Genomic DNA, 16,127 nt, shown 5'->3' on the forward strand with positions numbered 1-16,127 from the left:
GGCCGCTCACGTGCGCCGGGTCAGGCCGGCTGGACGCCCGGGGTGCGGTCCTCGACGACGAAGGACGCCCGGGTGGACACCGGCGCGCCCGGCCTGGTGACGTACGGCATCACGCGGAAGTCGCTGCGCCAGCGGTTCCGGTCGACGTTGACCCTGACGTAGCCGCGCTGGGCGTTGTAGAACCGCATGTGCGGGTTCGCCTCCAGGAACGTGCGGCCGAGGTCGTCGATGTCGGCGCCGTCGCCGCCGCTGGTGATGGACGTCGTGGTGAACTCGGTCGCGACGGTCGGCGAGCCGGGCTCGTCGAAGTCGCGCTTGAGGTCGACGGCGTAGTTCTGGTGGCGGTCGCCGCTCAGCACGACGAGGTTCCGCAGGCCGTGCTCGTGCGCGGCGGACAGCACCTTGTTGCGGTCGGCCACGTAGCCGTCCCACGGGTCGACCCACACGTCCTTGGCCGGCCCGGGAGCCCAGTCGGTCTCGGTCATCGGAACCTGGTTGCCGAGGATCTGCCAGCGCGCCCGCGAGCGGGCGAAGCCGTCCAGCAGCCAGCGGCGCTGCTCGTCGCCCAGGATCGTGCGGGAGGCGTCGAACCGCTCGTCGCAGGAGCTGGTGCGGCCCGTCCCGTTGCCGTACGAGCACGCCTGGATGTCGCGGTGGCTGCGCGTGTCGATCATCGTGAACTCGGCGAGCCTGCCGTAGGACAGCCTGCGGTGCAGCCGGATGTTCGGCCCCGACGGCAGCTGGGCGCGGCGCAGCGGCAGGTTCTCGTAGAACGCCTGGAACCCCGCGGCCTTGCGGGCGGCGAACTCGGCCGGGTCGGGGTTCGGGTCGCGCCCCATGATGACCGTGTCGTTCGCCCAGTCGTTCACGACCTCGTGGTCGTCCAGCGTGTGGATCCACGGGCACTGCGCATGCGCCCGCTGCAGCGGCTCCTCGGACTTGTACAGCGAGTACTGGAGGCGGTACCGGGCCAGGTCGAACGTCTCGCTGCCGAACTGCGGAGGCACGCTCACCCCGCGCCGGTTGTTGTCGGTGAGCTCGTACTCGTAGATGTAGTCGCCGAGATGGACGATGAGGTCGAAGTCCTCGTCGGCCATGTGGTCGAAGGCCGTGAAGTACCCGTCCTGCCATGCCTGGCAGGACGCGACGCCGAACGACAGCGCGGCCGGCATCGACCGGGCGGCGGGCATGGTGCGGGTGCGGCCGACCGGGGAGATCTCTCCGGCGGCGCGGAAGCGGTAGTAGTACTCGCGGCCGGGAGCGAGCCCGGAGATCTCCGGGTGCACCGAGTGCCCGAGCTCGGGCGAGGCCACGGCCGAGCCGCGCCGCGCGATCTGCTTGAACCGCTCGTCCCGCGCCACCTCGTACTCGACCTCGATGCGGCGGTCGGGCATCCCGGCCTTGCCGTCGGCGGCGAACGGCTCGGGGGCCAGCCGCGTCCAGAGGACGAAGCCGTCCGGTGACGGGTCGCCGGACGCGACGCCCAGCGTGAACAGCCCGGACTTGCGCAGCGTGTAGGCGTGCGCGGCGGTCGCGCCCAGTGCGCCGGTGCCGAGCAGGACGGTGGCCGCACCGGCCCCGCCCCATCCAAGGAATCTGCGCCGGGACAGCGGGACGGCATGCGAAGACATTCGGACCTCCTGCGCTTCGGGGGTGGAGCAAGGGGCCCTTCCGTCGGGGGACGGGAGGGTGGCGGCGGCCGGCCAGCGATGATCGTATGACAGAACGACCACAAATATAACGACTTGTTTTGCTAACATCCCAGTGCTAGATGTGAACAAGCCATGAACGGATCAGTCGCCGGTTCCACACGTCCCGTGACGGCCGCACCGCCGCGCCGCCCGCCCGCTCACCGCCCGTCCGGCGGCCGTCGCGACCGGCCCGCCGATCACGGGCGGTCGCGCCGGAGGGCGAAGGCTTGACCTTCGAGTCGGGTCGAAGGTCTACCGTCGGCCCATGAGCACGATGCGGATCTCCCGGCTCGCCGAGCGCTCCGGCGTCCCGGCCACCACCCTGCGTTTCTACGAGTCGGCCGGCCTGCTGCCCGCCGAGCGGTCCCCGGCCGGCCACCGGCTGTACGGGGAGGACGCGGTGGACCGCCTGGCGTTCATCGGCGCGGCCAAGCGTCTCGGGCTGCCGCTGGAAGAGGTCTCCGAGCTGCTCGGGGTGCGGGAGTCGGGCGCCTGCGCGGACGTGAAGGCCGATCTGCGGCCGCGCGTCGCCGCCCGGATCGCCGACGCCGAGGCGCGCGCCGCCGAGCTGGCCGCCTTCACCGCCGCCCTGCACCGGACGCTGCGGCACCTGGACTCGCTGCCCGACCGGCCCGGCCCCTGCGATGCCGGATGCGGGTTCCCCGCCGGCGAAGCCCGGGCCCCTCACCCGGTCGACGCCTCCTCCCGTCCCCGGCGGCGGGTCCCCGAGGGCGCGGGCGGACGCCGGCGGAGCGCCCAGGTCGCCTGTTCGCTGGACGGCGGCGACCTCGCCGCCCGCATCGCCCGGTGGCGGGGGCTGACCGACGGTGCGGCGCGGCGGGAGACCGACGGCGGGATCCGGTTCACCCTGCCCGCCGGCCGGGCCGCCGACGTCGCGGCGCTCGCCGCCGCCGAGCAGCGGTGCTGCCCGTTCATCGGGTTCCGCCTCGAACTCGACGGCCCCGAACTGCACCTGGAGGTCCGCGCGGAGGGCGAAGGCGCCGCCATGCTGACCGACCTGTTCGGCCCGGGAACCTGAACCGGTGACCGGGCCGGGTGCCCGCCCGGCGCCCGTCCCGTCGTCGCCGTGCCCGGCCTGGACGGCTCCGCCGGTCTTACCGGCCCCTGCGCTTGTACGTGCGGACGGACAGGGGGACGAACACCGCCAGCAGCCCGGCCGACCAGAGCAGGACGGCGGCCACCGGATGCGCGAGCGGCCAGGCCGCGTCCCCGGACGGGGCGCCCGGGTTGCCGAACAGCTCGCGGGCGGCCGCGGTGAGCGCGCTCACCGGGTTCCAGTCCGCCGCGAACCGCAGCCACGCGGGCATGCCGTCGGTCGGGACGAACGAGTTCGACAGCATCGTGAACGGCAGGAACAGCGGCACCAGCTGGTCGGCGACCTGGTCGTTCCGCACCACCAGCCCCACGTAGACGCCCACCCAGCTCAGCGCGTACCGCAGCACCAGCATCAGCAGGAACGCCTGCGCCGCCGGGAGCACGCCGCGGTGCGGCTGCCAGCCCACCAGCAGACCCGCCCCCACCATGATCGCCATGGTCGGCAGGCCCGTCGCCAGGTCGGCGCCGGTCTGCCCGAACGGCACCGCCGACCGCGCCATCGGCATGGCGCGGAACCGGTCCATCACCCCGCGGGAGGCGTCGGCGGCCACCCGCGCCGTGACGCCCATCACCGCCGCGAAGGTCACCATCGAGTACAGCCCGGGCATGAGGTACTCGCGGTAGTCGCCGCCGCCCGGCACCTGGATCGCGCTGCCGAACACGTACCCGAACAGCACCACCATGACGGCCGGGAAGATCAGCGCGGCGACGATCTCGCCCGGTTCGCGCCGAAGCCGGTCCAGCTCGCGGCCGATCAGGGTCAGCCCGTCGGCGACCGTCCAGCGCAGGCGGCCCGCGGGGGCGAGGACGCTCATCGGGCGGTCTCCTCGCGGTCGGTGAGGCGCAGGAACACCTCGTCGAGCGTGGGGCGGCGCAGGCTCACGTCGGCGGCCGCGACCCCGGCGCGGTCGAGTTCGCGGACGATGTCGGCGAGCCGGAGGCCGCCGGCGGGCAGGGCGACGCTGAGCCGGTCGGCGCCCGTCATCGCGGGGTCGGTCCCGGCCAGGGCGTTCAGGACGACCGCCGCCGGACGCAGCGCGCCAGGGTCGGCGAGGACGACGTCGAGCCGGTCCCCGATCGCGGCCTTCAGCTCGTCCGGCGTGCCCGTGGCGACCACCTTCCCCCCGTCGATGACGGCGATGTCGTCGGCCAGCCGGTCGGCCTCCTCCAGGTACTGCGTGGTGAGCAGCACCGTGGTGCCGTCCGCCACCAGTTCGCGGACCATGTCCCAGATCTCGCCGCGGCCGCGCGGGTCGAGGCCGGTGGTCGGCTCGTCCAGGAACAGCACCTCGGGGCGCAGGATGAGGCTGGCGACCAGGTCGAGGCGGCGCCGCATGCCGCCGGAGTAGCCGACCACCCGGCGGTCGGCGGCGTCCAGCAGGCCGAAGCGTTCGAGCAGCTCGTCGGCCCGCCGGCGCGCCTCGCGCCGCGGCAGGTGGTAGAGCCGCCCGAACATGCGCAGGTTGCCGCGGCCGGTGAGCTTCTCGTCGACGGCGGCGTACTGGCCCGCGAGCCCGATGCGCCGCCGCACCTCGTCGGCCTCGCGGACGACGTCGTGCCCGGCGATGCGGGCGTGCCCGGCGTCGGGGTCGGACAGGGTCGCCAGGATGCGCACCGCGGTCGTCTTCCCGGCGCCGTTCGGGCCGAGCACCCCGCAGACCGTCCCTCTCGGGACGCTCAGGTCCAGGCCGCGCAGCGCATGGGTGTCGCCGAAGGACTTGTGCAGCCCCTCGGCCACCACGATCGGATCCGCCATGAACCCTCCATTGGGTACAATGTAAGCAGTTATGGCGGGCAGCGTAAGATACTGGATACCGTGTACGCAACCGGGGAGGTGGCACGCGTGGCCGACGCCGAGTACGTGAGCATCTGGATGCGGCCGGAGCGCCCCGCCCGCGGGCCGCGGCCGGCCTACAGCCGCGCCCAGATCACCGAGGCCGCGATCCGCATCGCCGACGCCGAGGGGCTCGAGGCCGCCACCATGCGGCGGATCGCCGCCGAGATCGGCGCGGGCGCGATGTCGCTCTACCGGTACGTCCCGAGCCGCGACGACCTGGTCGAGCTCATGGCCGACCGGCTGCAGGGCGAGATCGACCTGGAGGGCGTGCCGTCCGGCGACTGGCGCGCCGACCTGGCGCGGTACGCCGGCGGGCTGCGCGCGATGTGGCTGCGGCACCCGTGGATCGCCACCGTGCACCGGTCGCTGCCCGGGTTCGGCCCCAACCAGCTGCGCCTGATCGAGCGGGTGATGGCGGTCCTGGACCCGTACATCTCCATCGACGAGAGCCTCAGCCTCCTGTCCATCCTGACCGGCTACGTCGAGAGCGCCGCCCGCGAGGAGGTCGGCCAGGCCGCGGAGGTCCGCCGCAGCGGCCTCACCGCGGCGGAGTGGATGGCCCGGTACTCCCCCTACGTCCGGCGGTTGCTGGAGAGCGGGGAGTACCCGATGTTCACCAAGATCGTCCTGGAGGCGCGCCAGCCGCACCTGGACCACGAGGACCGCTTCCGGTACGGCCTGGAGCGCGTCCTCGACTGCATGGCCCCCGCCCTTTCCGCCGCGGACGGGCCGCCTCCTTCCCGTGACGAAACTTTCGTCACAGCCTCGGAGTGTGACGAAACGGCGGACGCGCCCGCGCCGTCCGCCGTGTGCCCCGTGTGCGGCGACGCCGTCCCGGGAACCGCGACCGGACGTCCCCGCACGTACTGCTCACGGGCATGCCGGCAGCGCGCCTACCGCACCCGGAAGGGGTAGGGCGGCGGACCGGTCAGAACCCGATGGCTTCGCGGAGCAGCAGGACCGTGCCGCGTCCGGGCTCGTGTTCCGCGTTGAGGACGAGAAGGCGGTTGACGGCGCTGGGCCGCCCGTACGCCTCCAGGGCGCGGGCGTTCTCCAGCGGAAGGCAGTGCTCGTCGACGCGGCGCAGCGCGACGCCCAGGTCGGGCACCACCTTCTGCGCCCCGACGACCCAGATCGCGCGGGCGGCGCCGCCGGCGTAGGCGGGCAACTGGCTGCCGCTGCCCGAGGCGACCACGAGGGAGCCGGTCTCGGTGACCGCGTGGACGCTGCCCACGACGACGTCGGGGCAGGCGCGCAGCCGCCGGATGTCGTCCGCGTCGGCGGTGCGGTCCATGGCCAGGGTGCGCGGCTTGACGGCGGCGTAGCGCCCGCCGGCGTTGATGTCCTCATCGATGCCGGACAGGCTGAGGGTCTCGCTGGCGCCGGTGAATACGGCGGCCCCGTCGGGGATGAGCTCCCGGACCCGGGTGCGCGCTGCGGCGGCGTCATCGAGGATCTCGACGGTGAAACCGTGCGCGGTCAGCGCCGCGGCCGCCCGCTCCAGGCGCTGCCCGGACGCCGCGTCGGCGAACGGCGTCTGCGGAACCGAGGTGATCATGATGTCTTCCCACTCCTTGGTCGCTGGATGATGTGTCGGTCTCAGCGGTTCGACAACGCAGCCCGCGGAATTGTGAGGCCGGTCCGCCGCCTCACATTCCGGCGCCCTGTCTTGTCGGACCGGTGAGAACCGATGCGACCGAGGGAGCCGACCGGCGATGACCATCCGATCCGAGCCGGACCGAAGCCGCCGCGACCCCGGCCTGGACGCGATCGTGCGCGAGCGGCGCCACCTGATCAATCTCGCGTACCGGCTGCTGGGCTCGCTGGCCGAGGCCGAGGACGCCGTGCAGGAGACCTGCACCCGCTGGTACGCCATGTCCCGGCGGGAGCGGGACGCCATCGAGTCGCCCGGCGCCTGGCTGACGACGGTCGCCGGCCGGGTCTGCCTCAACCTGCTCGGCTCGGCCCGGGTCCGGCGGGAGACCTACGTGGGCGAATGGATCCCCGAGCCGCTCCCCGACGGCACCGCCGCCGACCCCGCCGACCGGGTCACCCTGGACGAGTCGGTCGGCATGGCCTTCCTGGTCGTGCTGGAATCGCTGACCCCCGCCGAACGCGTCGCGTTCGTCCTGCACGACGTCTTCTGCCACCCCTTCGCCGACGTGGCGGAGATCGTCGGCCGGACGCCGGCGGCGTGCCGCCAGCTGGCGTCCTCGGCCCGCCGCCGCATCCGGGCCGCGCGGCCTTCCCCGGCGGCCCCGGCGGGCCGGTCCGCCGGCGTCGTCCGGGACTTCAAGCGGGCCTGGGAGGCCAAGGACATCGGCGCCCTGATCGCCCTGCTCGACCCCGACGCCACGGCCGTCGCCGACGGCGGCGGCCTCGCCGCCACCTTCCCGCGCCCCATCGAGGGAGCGGAGCAGGTCGCGCGCGCATGGGTCGAACTCGCCCACCGCAGGCCCGGCACCACGGTGCTCCTGGAACGCACGGTCAACGGCCAGCCCGGACTGGTGGCCCGGCAGGACGGCGCCGTCGTCACGGTGTTCGCCTTCGACGTCGCGTTCGACGTCGCGGGCGACCGGATCAAGCGCATCTGGGTGATACGCAACCCCGACAAGCTACGCCACTGGGGGGCGGTCCCCTGACCTGGACGAACGCGCTCGGAGCGCTCGTCCGACACCGGCCGCCGCCGCATCTCCCGAACCGAAACACTCCCATTTCGTTACAAGGTCGTACGTAAGCCTCAACCGTCCCGCCGTAGCGTCTCCTGGCTCACCCCCATTTCGGGCGTATCGCCATCTTTTGCCAGGAGGTTGTGCGTTGCGGCGTACCTTGATCACCGCCGCCTGCGCCGTCGTCACCGCGACGACCGCGCTGGCGGTCCCAGCTTCGGCCGGGCCGAACCAGGCATCCGGCCAAGCCTCCGAGTACGTCGTCCTCTACAAGGACGGCGTCTCGCTCACCGATGCCCGCGCGGCCGTCAAGGCGGCCGGGGGCACGATCGTCCGCGAGAACGCCGACGTCGGCGTCGCGACCGTCCGGTCCACCGACGGCGGATTCGCCGCGCAGGCCCGGCAGCAGGGCGCCCTGGACGGCGCGGCCGCCAACCGGGTGATCGGCCGGGCGCCCAAGACCGGCAAGGTCGCCGACCAGTTCGCCGTGGAGAAGGAGGGCCGGGGCCAGACCACCGGCACCACCACCGCCAAGCGCGGGAAGAAGGGCGAGGAGCCCCTCGCCGACCTGCAGTGGGACATGAAGCAGATCCGCGCCACGGCCAAGGGCTCCTACCGGGTCGAGCCCGGTGACCGGCGCGTCACCGTCGGCATCATCGACACCGGCGTCGACGGCTCCCACCCCGACATCGCGCCCAACTTCGACCGGAAGCTGAGCCGCAACTTCACCACCGACATCCCGGTCGACGCCAACGGCGCGGAGATCGACGGCCCCTGCGAGGACGAACCGGACAAGTCCTGCAGCGACCCGGCGGACGTGGACGAGAACGAGCACGGCACCCACGTCGCGTCGACGATCGCCTCGCCCCGCAACGGGCTCGGCATGGCCGGCGTCGCCCCCAACGTCTCGATCGTCAACCTGCGCGCGGGCCAGGACTCCGGCTACTTCTTCCTGCAGGCCACGGTGGACGCGCTCACCTACGCGGGCAAGAACGGCATCGACGTGGTCAACATGAGCTACTACGTCGACCCGTGGCTGTTCAACTGCGCGAACAACCCGGCGGACTCCCCCGCCGACCAGGCCGAGCAGCGCACGATCATCGAGGCGACGAACCGGGCGCTGAACTTCGCGAACCGGCACGGCGTCACCCTGGTCGCCGCCGCGGGCAACGAGGCGATCGACTACACCGAGACCAACATCGACGCGGTCAGCCCGGGCTTCGCGTCCGAGCCCGGCGAGCAGCCCTACGAGCGCACGATCCCGCCGAGCTGCCTCTCCCTGCCCGGCGAGGGCGACCACGTCATCCCGGTCTCCTCGACCGGGATCAGCGAGCGCAAGTCGTACTACTCCAGCTACGGTGACGGCTACATCGCCGTCGCGGCGCCCGGCGGCGACAAGTACGACACCGCCGACCAGAAGATCGACGACAAGGCCGGCATCTGGGCCGCCTACCCCGAGTCGATCGCGCGCGAGCGGGGCGAGCTGAACGCCGACGGCACGCCCAACACCCCGCGGGTGGTGCGCAGCTGCAAGGGCGGCGTCTGCGGGTACTACCAGTCGATCCAGGGCACCTCGATGGCCTCGCCGCACGCGGCGGGCGTCGCGGCACTGATCGTCAGCAGGTACGGCAAGCGCGACCGGGCCAACGGCGGGCTCACCATGGCCCCGGCGGCCGTCCGGTCGGTCCTCACCCGCACCGCGACCGCGACCAAGTGCCCGGCCGGCGGCTCGTACACCTACACCCGGCAGGTCAAGCAGGCGGACGGCTCGTTCGAGGAAGTCGTCACGACCCACGCCTGCGAGGGTTCGAAGCGCCGTAACGGGTTCTACGGCGCGGGCATCGTCGACGCGTTCAGCGCCGTGCGGCGCTGACCCGTCCGTCCCGCACGTCCGCGGCCCCCGACCCCCGAGGTCGGGGGCCGCTTCCATGCCCGGCGGCCCGGTCTTCGTCCCGGCCGGGAGGTGAGCGCGGCGCTCCGGGGGAAAGAACGCCGCGAGCACGAGTCGGCGTTCGAGGTGTTCGGGGTGTGCGAGGTGTTCGGGGCGTCCTTCGGCACGGCGGCCCGCGAGCCCTGAAGGGCGCCGCGCGACCGGCAGGCAGGGAGGGACCGTGGTTCGCTTCATGGACCGCTTCCGTCGGGGTACGTCCACGACCGCGCAGGACGACGCGGAAGGCCCGAGACGGCTCCGCCCGTTCCGGCGCAGGGACCTGCTCCACCGGTCGCTGTACACCATCGCCCACGACGCGCCGGACGGTCCCGGCCGCACCTGGACGGTGGACGTCACCATGCGGGACGTCGGCTGGAAGGCCGAGTTGTACCTGGACGGCGTCTGGCGGGAGCAGAGCGACGTGCCGGCCGTGTTCGCGGTCCCGGACGGGACGATCGAGGTCGAAGCCTCGATGTACGGGGTCACGCGGGCGCACCTGGTCCTGGAGGACGGCGGGGAGCGGCCTCTCGTCCCGGTGGCCGGCACCGCCGAGGACCTGCGCGGCAGGCTGGCCCGCGAGCATCCGCGGCTGAGCCGGACGATCGGGGCCCTCGCGATCGCGGTCCTGGTGGTCAACCTCGTCCTGGCCGTCCCGCAGGCGCTCGAGATCGTCACCGGCCTCCCGCCGATCGCCGACCATGTCGGATCGTTCACGTCCCCGGTCGGCCTGCCGCCGTGGCTCAACGCCGTCCTGGTCGCCGCCGGCGTCCTCGCCGCCACGGAACGGGTCCTGATGCGGCGGAGCAACCGGGTGCTGGACATCGAGACCATCTGGTCGAGTTTCTGACACCGGACGGCCGGTTCTCCATGCGTCGTCCCGCGTACCCACCAAAAACCTGACAAGAGATGGCGGGTTTCCACGCGAGCATGAGTCCGCCGTCGGCGGATCCGTCCGCCCTGAGTGCCTTGCGGGAGAGGGAGAAGGTTGACTGCATTCGTCCGGGACGTCGCGAGTATGGGGCGCGAGACGATCGACGTGGTGGGGGCTCGTACCAACAACCTGCGGGACGTGTCGGTGAGCATCCCCAAAGGGAGCCTCGTCGCCTTCACCGGGGTGAGCGGCAGCGGCAAGACCTCGCTGGCCGTCGACACCCTGCACAGCGAGGCCCAGCTGCGGTATCTGGAGGGGCTCTCGCCGTTCGTCCGGCAGTACATCACCCAGCGCAATCGGCCGAAGGTCGACCGTGTCCTGGGGCTCGGTGCGACGCTCGCGGTCGACCAGCGCCGCCTGAACCGCAACCCCCGCTCGACGGTCGCGACGATCACCGGCATCGACGGGCACCTGGGGCTGCTGTACTCGCGCCTTCCGGGGCTCGACGCGGACCCGGCGGCGGAGGGCGGCGACGGGCATCTGTCGACGGCGCACTTCGACCGCGACACGCCGGAAGGGGGCTGTCCGGCCTGCCACGGGGCGGGCGGGCGCTGGCAGGCGCAGGAGGACCTGGTCATCACCCACCCGGAGCTTCCGCTCTTCGAGGGGGCCTCCCCCTGGTTCGCGAAGTGGCGGTCGGGAGAGCGGGCGTTCGTGCCCGCGCTCGCGGCGAAGCGGGGCGTGGACCTCGGCCGGCCGTGGCGGTCGCTGCCCGAGGAGTTCCGCCGCTGCGTGCTGTACGGCACGGGCGACGAGAAGGTCGAGGCGAGCGTCGAGATCTTGAACAAGAACGAGACGGCCGTGATGACCTACACCTCGGCGCAGCCGCTGCTGGGCGCGCTCGCCGACGTGGAGCGGGTGTTCGTGAACGCCCGGACGTCCAGTGCCAAGCAGCGCTACCTGCCCTACATGCGCAAGCGGCCCTGCGGCGCCTGCGGCGGCAGCGGGTACGGCCGGGCGGCCCGGTCCGTGCGGCTCGGCGGGCTCGCGTACCCGGACCTGCTCGAGGTGGACGTGCGGGAGGTGCGCGGCTGGGCGACGCGCGTGGCGGACGGCCTGGACCCTCGGCATCGCGAGGTGGGCGAGCCGCTGCTGCAGGACCTGGGCCGCCGGCTCGCCCTCCTCGACCGGCTCGGCCTGGCGCACCTCCGGCTGTCCCGGGGCGCGGCGACGCTGTCCGGTGGCGAGTTGCAGCGGACCCGGCTCGCCGCGCAGCTCGGCACCGAGCTGAGCGGCATCATCTTCGTCCTGGACGAGCCCGGCACCGGGCTGCACCCGGCGGACAAGGCGCACCTGCTCGACATCGCTCTGGAGCTGCGCGACGCCGGCAACACGGTGCTCCTGGTCGAGCACGACCCCGAGCTGATCGCGCGGGCCGACTGGGTGATCGACATGGGGCCCGGCGCCGGCCGGCTCGGCGGCGAGGTCCTCGTGTCGGGGCCGCCCGGCGACGCGGCCGCCCATCCGGAGTCGCTGACCGGCCGGTACCTGGCCGGTGAAGGACCGCGGCCGCGCCGGACCCGCCGCCGGGTCGGGGACGGCACCCGCTGGGTGGAGCTGCACGGTCTGCGCGCGCACAACGTGTCCGCGGAGCTGGTGCGTTTCCCTGTCGGCCGGCTCACCTGCCTGACCGGGGTGAGCGGCAGCGGCAAGAGCAGCCTGCTCGGCGCGCTCGGGGCGGGCGTCGAGGCGGCCCTGCACGGGACGGCCGACGGCGCGGTGCGGGAGGTGACCGGCCTCGACGGGTTCGGCTGGGTCGCCGTCGTCGACCAGGAACCGCTCGGCCGGACGCCGCGGTCCAACCCAGCGACCTACAGCAAGGCGTTCGACATCGTCCGCGGGCTGTTCGCCGGGACGGAGCGGGCGCGCGAGCGCGGAGTCGATGCCTCCTGGTTCAGCTTCAACACCGCGGGCGGCCGCTGCGAGACCTGCACCGGGTACGGCCGCAAGCTGGTCGACATGCACTTCCTCCCGGACGTGTGGGTGGTGTGCGACGCCTGCGAGGGCCGGCGCTACAAGCCGGAGGCGCTGGAGATCAGGTACGAGGGGCTGGCCGTCGACGAGGTGCTGGAGCTGACCGTCGCCGAGGCCGTGGAGCGGTTCCCCCGGCCCCGGCGGCTCGCGGAGATCCTGAGCGCCCTGGACCGGGTCGGGCTCGGCTATCTCCGGCTCGGCCAGAGCGCCACGGAGCTGTCCGGCGGCGAGGCGCAGCGGCTGAAGCTGGCGGCCGCGATCCGGCGCGGCGCCGCGGGCCGCGGGGCCGGCCTCGTCGTCCTCGACGAGCCGGTCTCGGGCCTGCACCCCTCCGACGTCCAGCGCGTGGTGGACGCGCTCGACGCCCTGCTCGACTCGGGCGGCACCGTCGTCGTGGCCGAACACGACGTCCCCGTCGCCGCGTCGGCGGACTGGGTCATCGACCTCGGGCCGGGAGCGGGGCCGGACGGGGGCGCGGTGGTGGCGGCGGGAACCCCGGACGCCGTCGCGGCGGCGCACACCCCGACCGCCGGTTTCCTGCGGCGGTACGCGGCGGGCCTGCCGCTCCTGGACGTACGGGACGGCGCTCGCCGCTGACCGGCCGGGCCCGCGGCGAACCGGGCGGGGACGGGCCGGACCCGGCGCGTCCCGCGCGCCGGGTTCACGGCGGGCACGCGGCGGCCGGCGCGGGCGCCCGCCGGCCGGGCGGGGCGGCGAGGTCGCGGAGAGGTCGCGGGCGCGGCGGCGCGGTCGGGGCCGACGGCGACGATGCCGGCCCAGATGTCGGTGGCTCCGGCGTCCAGCAGCGACTGCAGTTGCCTGCGGACGGACGTCTCGTCGCCGCCGAGAGCGGCTTCGGCGACGTCGTCGTGGACGGCGACGGGGGAACGCGGGCGTCCCCGATGGTCCGACGCCCGCCGCCGCGACCGTCCTGGCCGCAGCCCTCGCCCGCGTCCTGACCATGGACGCCGCGCTCGGCGTCACCGACGGCCACGACGAGGTGCTCGCCCTCGTCGAGGACTACCGGGCGGAGGGCGGTCACTCCGGCCAGGCGAACGCCTTCGCGGTACCGCCGACGATCCGGGCGGGCGCCGTCCCGTACTGGACGACCTGGAACCGCACCCGGTACCCGTCGCGGACGGTGTCGGCCGGGAGCGCGTAGTGGACGAACGTGTCGCCGTCGCTCGCGGTGTACTCGGCGATCGGGCCGGCCTCGTAGCCGGAGCCGTCCTCGGCGTTCTCGATCGCGCGGGCCTGCAGTTCGACGCCCTTCGGCAGCCCGCTGACCCGGACGTTCGCGGCCAGGGAGTACCGCGCGGGCCCGACCACGACCGACGGGCCGCCCCGGTTCCAGTGGTGGTGCGAACCGTCGGCGTACTCCTTGCCGAAGTCGACGGTGACCCACTGGTTCGGCGGGAGCTCCTGCGGGGTGTCGACGCCGACGCTGACGTACTCGGGCATGTCGTCCTCGCCCCGTCCCAGGGCGAGCGCCTTGAGCTCGGCGAGGCCGCCGCGGTGGGCGTTGACGTCGCAGGGGCCCGAGATCCCCCGGACGGTGCCGCTGGAGCTGAACTGCAGGACCGAGATCGGCTCTCCGCCGAACGACGTCCACCACGAGGCGGGCACCTTCGCGTACAGCGACTCCGGCGACCCCGACCCGTTCACGTAGTGCGACTGCCAGACCGTGTCGAAGAAGCCGAGGTCCGGGCGTCCGGTCTGCTCCCAGTACCAGCGCGGGTAGTACCCGATCACCGGGTGGCCGCCCGTGCGCTCCTTGAACTCCGCCACCCAGGCCCGGGCGGTCGCCGCGTCCGCGCCGGACGCCTCCACGTCCAGCGCGACGGCGAAGCTGGACACGTCGCCGGCCTTGTCGAGGAAGTATCGGGCCTGGGCGGCGCCGTCCCCGCCGTGCAGGAAGTGGTACGCGCCCGGCAGGAATTCCGAGCCGAGAGCGAGCATCCCGGCGCGGTTGTGGGCCCACGTCGGGTTCGTGTAACCGGTCGACTCGGTCACCTTGGAGAACGCGAACCGGATCCCGTCGCCGAAGACGGCCTTCCAGTCGGGCTCGCCCTGGTAGCTCGCGACGTCCACGCCGTAGATCAACGATGCCTCCAGAAGGTCGAAAGGGGGCCAGAACGGGCAGTATTCCGCCTACGGGGCATCGGCGGGTCCCGGTATCGCCAAAGCGGCGCGCGAAAGTGTGTCGAGTTATCTGTGGCGCCGGGCGTGCGTTTCGGAGGGCGCGTCACCGGCGTCCGCGTCCAGGCCGGCGAGCAGGCGCAGCCCGTCTTCGGCGGGGCTGCCGGGAGCCGCGGACAGCACGATCAGCTCCAGGCCCGAGCCGTCCGGGAGGGCGAAGTTCTCCTGGGTCAGTTCCAGCGGCCCGACCAGCGGGTGCCGGAAACTCTTGCGCCCGTGGGTGCGGGCGCGCACGTCGGCGCGGGCCCAGAGGCGGCGGAAGCGCTCGCTGCCCATCGCCAGTTCGCCGATGAGCGAGGCCAGCCGGGAATCGTCCGGGTACTTTCCGGCGGCCAGGCGCAGGTGCCCGACCACGTCGAGGGTGCACCGCTCCCACTCGGCGTACAGACCGCGCTCGGCCTCCTCGAGGAAGATGTGCCGGGCGGTGTTCACGCCCGGCATCGGCCGGCCGTAGAGCAGCCGCGCGAGGCGGTTCCCGGCGAGCACGTCCAGGCGGTGGTCCAGGATCATCGCCGGGGCGCCGGCGACCAGGTCGAGGACGCGCAGCGTCTCCGGCCGGGGCCGCCCGGCCGGGACCCTGGCGCGGCGGCGGCGCTGCCGGGCGAGCCGGTGCAGGTGGCCGCGCTCGGTCTCGTCGAGGCCGAGGACGCGGGCGAGCGCGTCGACGACCTGCTCGGAGGGCTGGGTCGCGCGTCCCTGCTCCAGGCGCACGTAGTAGTCGACGCTGACCCCGGACAGGTGCGCGACCTCTTCGCGGCGCAGCCCCTCGACCCTGCGGCGGCCGTCGACGGGGATGCCGACGGTGTCCGGGGCGACGCGGGCCCGCCGGGTCCGGAGGAAACCCGCGAGATCGTCCACGCCCCCAGTATGGCCTTGCCGGTGCGCGCGAAGGTGGTCCTGCCGTTACCAGGATTCCGCTTCCGACGGAAGCGGCGCCCCTGAACGCCGGGCGCCGCGGCCCGGAGGATCGGGGCACCCGATCCGAAGGAGTCCCCGTGAAGACGCTCATCGTCTACGCCCACCCGGAGCCGGAGTCGCTCAACGGCTCGCTGAAGGACCTCGCGGTGGCCACCCTGGAGGGCGCCGGGCACGAGGTACGGGTGAGCGACCTGTACGCGATGGGCTGGAAGGCCGCCGTGGACGCCGCGGACTACGGCCCCGACGCCTCGGTGCCGCTGAAGGTCGCCCGGGATTCGGGGCGCGCCTTCGACGCCGGGACGCTCACCCCGGACGTCCGCGCCGAGCAGGAGAAGCTGCTGTGGGCCGACACCATCGTCTTCCAGTTCCCGCTGTGGTGGTACGCGATGCCGGCGATCCTCAAAGGCTGGGTGGACCGGGTGTTCACCTACCGCTTCGCGTACGGCGTCGGCGAGCACAGCGCCACCAGGTACGGGGAGCGCTACGGCGAAGGGACGCTGGCGGGCAGGAGGGCCCTGCTGTCGGTGACCGTCGGCGGCCCGGAGGCGCACTACGCCGCGCGCGGGATCAACGGCCCCATCGACGACCTGCTGTTCCCGTTCCACCACGGCGTCCTCTTCTACCCGGGCATCGACGTGCTGCCGCCGTTCGTCCTGTACGGCGCCGACCGGATGACCGGCGAGGAGTACCGGGACGCCGCGAAGGCGTGGGAGCAGCGCCTGCTCACCCTGGAGTCGACCGAGCCGATCGCGTTCCGGCGGCAGAACTTCGGCGACTACGAGATCCCCTCGCTGAACCTGAAGGAGGGTCTGGAACCCGCGGGGCGCACGGGCTTCGGACTGCACGTGCGGGGATGACCGCG

At 73.4% G+C, this 16,127-nt stretch carries 13 protein-coding genes; 7 read left to right on the top strand and 6 right to left on the bottom strand.

Annotated features, from left to right (window positions below):
* Positions 1-20 precede the first annotated feature (20 nt).
* Entirely contained in the window at positions 21-1,631 is a 1,611-nt protein-coding gene (locus tag DMH08_RS00125; protein WP_026401457.1) for an alkaline phosphatase D family protein, read from the bottom strand.
* 325 nt (positions 1,632-1,956) lie between these two features.
* Between DMH08_RS00125 and DMH08_RS00130 the strand changes: the two genes are divergently transcribed.
* Entirely contained in the window at positions 1,957-2,730 is a 774-nt protein-coding gene (locus tag DMH08_RS00130) for a MerR family transcriptional regulator (protein ID WP_125610729.1), read from the top strand.
* A gap of 76 nt (positions 2,731-2,806) precedes the next feature.
* On the opposite strand, the gene DMH08_RS00135 is transcribed toward DMH08_RS00130, so the two are convergent.
* Together DMH08_RS00135 and DMH08_RS00140 are read right to left on the bottom strand one after the other, a co-directional pair.
* Positions 2,807-3,622 (bottom strand): ABC transporter permease, encoded by an 816-nt coding sequence (locus DMH08_RS00135; RefSeq protein WP_125610731.1) that lies wholly within the window; start codon positions 3,620-3,622, stop codon positions 2,807-2,809.
* The gene (locus DMH08_RS00140; protein WP_125610733.1) at positions 3,619-4,563 is read right to left on the bottom strand and encodes an ATP-binding cassette domain-containing protein; all 945 of its coding nucleotides are present in this window, start codon (positions 4,561-4,563) and stop codon (positions 3,619-3,621) included. The genes DMH08_RS00135 and DMH08_RS00140 overlap by 4 nt, the downstream gene beginning before the upstream one ends.
* An 87-nt stretch (positions 4,564-4,650) precedes the next feature.
* Between DMH08_RS00140 and DMH08_RS00145 the strand changes: the two genes are divergently transcribed.
* On the top strand, positions 4,651-5,559 hold the full coding sequence (locus DMH08_RS00145; protein WP_125610735.1) for a TetR/AcrR family transcriptional regulator: 909 nt from the start codon (positions 4,651-4,653) through the stop codon (positions 5,557-5,559).
* A gap of 13 nt (positions 5,560-5,572) precedes the next feature.
* Here the strand turns inward: DMH08_RS00145 and DMH08_RS00150 are convergent, their stop codons facing one another.
* Entirely contained in the window at positions 5,573-6,202 is a 630-nt protein-coding gene (locus DMH08_RS00150; RefSeq protein WP_125610736.1) for an LUD domain-containing protein, read from the bottom strand.
* A 157-nt stretch (positions 6,203-6,359) separates the two neighbouring features.
* Here DMH08_RS00150 and sigJ point away from each other — a divergent pair, with 157 nt between their 5' ends.
* The 4 genes from sigJ (at position 6,360) to DMH08_RS00170 (ending at position 12,745) form a co-directional block, all read left to right on the top strand.
* Positions 6,360-7,286 (top strand): RNA polymerase sigma factor SigJ, encoded by a 927-nt coding sequence (gene sigJ, locus DMH08_RS00155; RefSeq protein ID WP_125610738.1) that lies wholly within the window; start codon positions 6,360-6,362, stop codon positions 7,284-7,286.
* A gap of 175 nt (positions 7,287-7,461) precedes the next feature.
* Positions 7,462-9,186 (top strand): S8 family serine peptidase, encoded by a 1,725-nt coding sequence (locus tag DMH08_RS00160; protein WP_026401451.1) that lies wholly within the window; start codon positions 7,462-7,464, stop codon positions 9,184-9,186.
* Between the two features lie 250 nt (positions 9,187-9,436).
* Entirely contained in the window at positions 9,437-10,090 is a 654-nt protein-coding gene (locus DMH08_RS00165) for a hypothetical protein (protein ID WP_125610740.1), read from the top strand.
* 138 nt (positions 10,091-10,228) lie between these two features.
* Positions 10,229-12,745, top strand: a complete 2,517-nt coding sequence (locus DMH08_RS00170; RefSeq protein WP_233617319.1) for an excinuclease ABC subunit UvrA — start codon at positions 10,229-10,231, stop codon at positions 12,743-12,745.
* Positions 12,746-13,186: 441 nt separating this feature from the next.
* Here DMH08_RS00170 and DMH08_RS00180 read toward each other — a convergent pair whose 3' ends face one another.
* Positions 13,187-14,251: a glycoside hydrolase family 25 protein gene (locus DMH08_RS00180; protein ID WP_158642218.1), complete on the bottom strand. Its 1,065-nt coding sequence runs from the start codon at positions 14,249-14,251 to the stop codon at positions 13,187-13,189.
* A 105-nt stretch (positions 14,252-14,356) separates the two neighbouring features.
* A complete protein-coding gene (locus DMH08_RS00185) occupies positions 14,357-15,205 on the bottom strand; it encodes a helix-turn-helix transcriptional regulator (protein WP_125610744.1) in 849 nt (282 codons plus the stop codon).
* Between the two features lie 137 nt (positions 15,206-15,342).
* Here DMH08_RS00185 and DMH08_RS00190 point away from each other — a divergent pair, with 137 nt between their 5' ends.
* Entirely contained in the window at positions 15,343-16,122 is a 780-nt protein-coding gene (locus tag DMH08_RS00190) for an NAD(P)H-dependent oxidoreductase (RefSeq protein WP_125610746.1), read from the top strand.
* The last annotated feature ends 5 nt before the right edge of the window (positions 16,123-16,127 follow it).

The organism is Actinomadura sp. WAC 06369, from assembly GCF_003947565.1.
Classification (GTDB): Bacteria; Actinomycetota; Actinomycetes; order Streptosporangiales; family Streptosporangiaceae; genus Spirillospora; species Spirillospora rifamycini.

Excerpts from the sequence above, each read along its gene's own strand:
- DMH08_RS00125 (WP_026401457.1), bottom strand. The coding sequence starts at position 1,631 with ATGTCTTCGCATGCCGTCCCGCTGTCCCGGCGCAGATTCCTTGGATGG.
- DMH08_RS00130 (WP_125610729.1), top strand. The coding sequence starts at position 1,957 with ATGAGCACGATGCGGATCTCCCGGCTCGCCGAGCGCTCCGGCGTCCCG.
- DMH08_RS00135 (WP_125610731.1), bottom strand. The coding sequence starts at position 3,622 with ATGAGCGTCCTCGCCCCCGCGGGCCGCCTGCGCTGGACGGTCGCCGAC.
- DMH08_RS00140 (WP_125610733.1), bottom strand. The coding sequence starts at position 4,563 with ATGGCGGATCCGATCGTGGTGGCCGAGGGGCTGCACAAGTCCTTCGGC.
- DMH08_RS00150 (WP_125610736.1), bottom strand. The coding sequence starts at position 6,202 with ATGATCACCTCGGTTCCGCAGACGCCGTTCGCCGACGCGGCGTCCGGG.
- sigJ (WP_125610738.1), top strand. The coding sequence starts at position 6,360 with ATGACCATCCGATCCGAGCCGGACCGAAGCCGCCGCGACCCCGGCCTG.
- DMH08_RS00165 (WP_125610740.1), top strand. The coding sequence starts at position 9,437 with ATGGACCGCTTCCGTCGGGGTACGTCCACGACCGCGCAGGACGACGCG.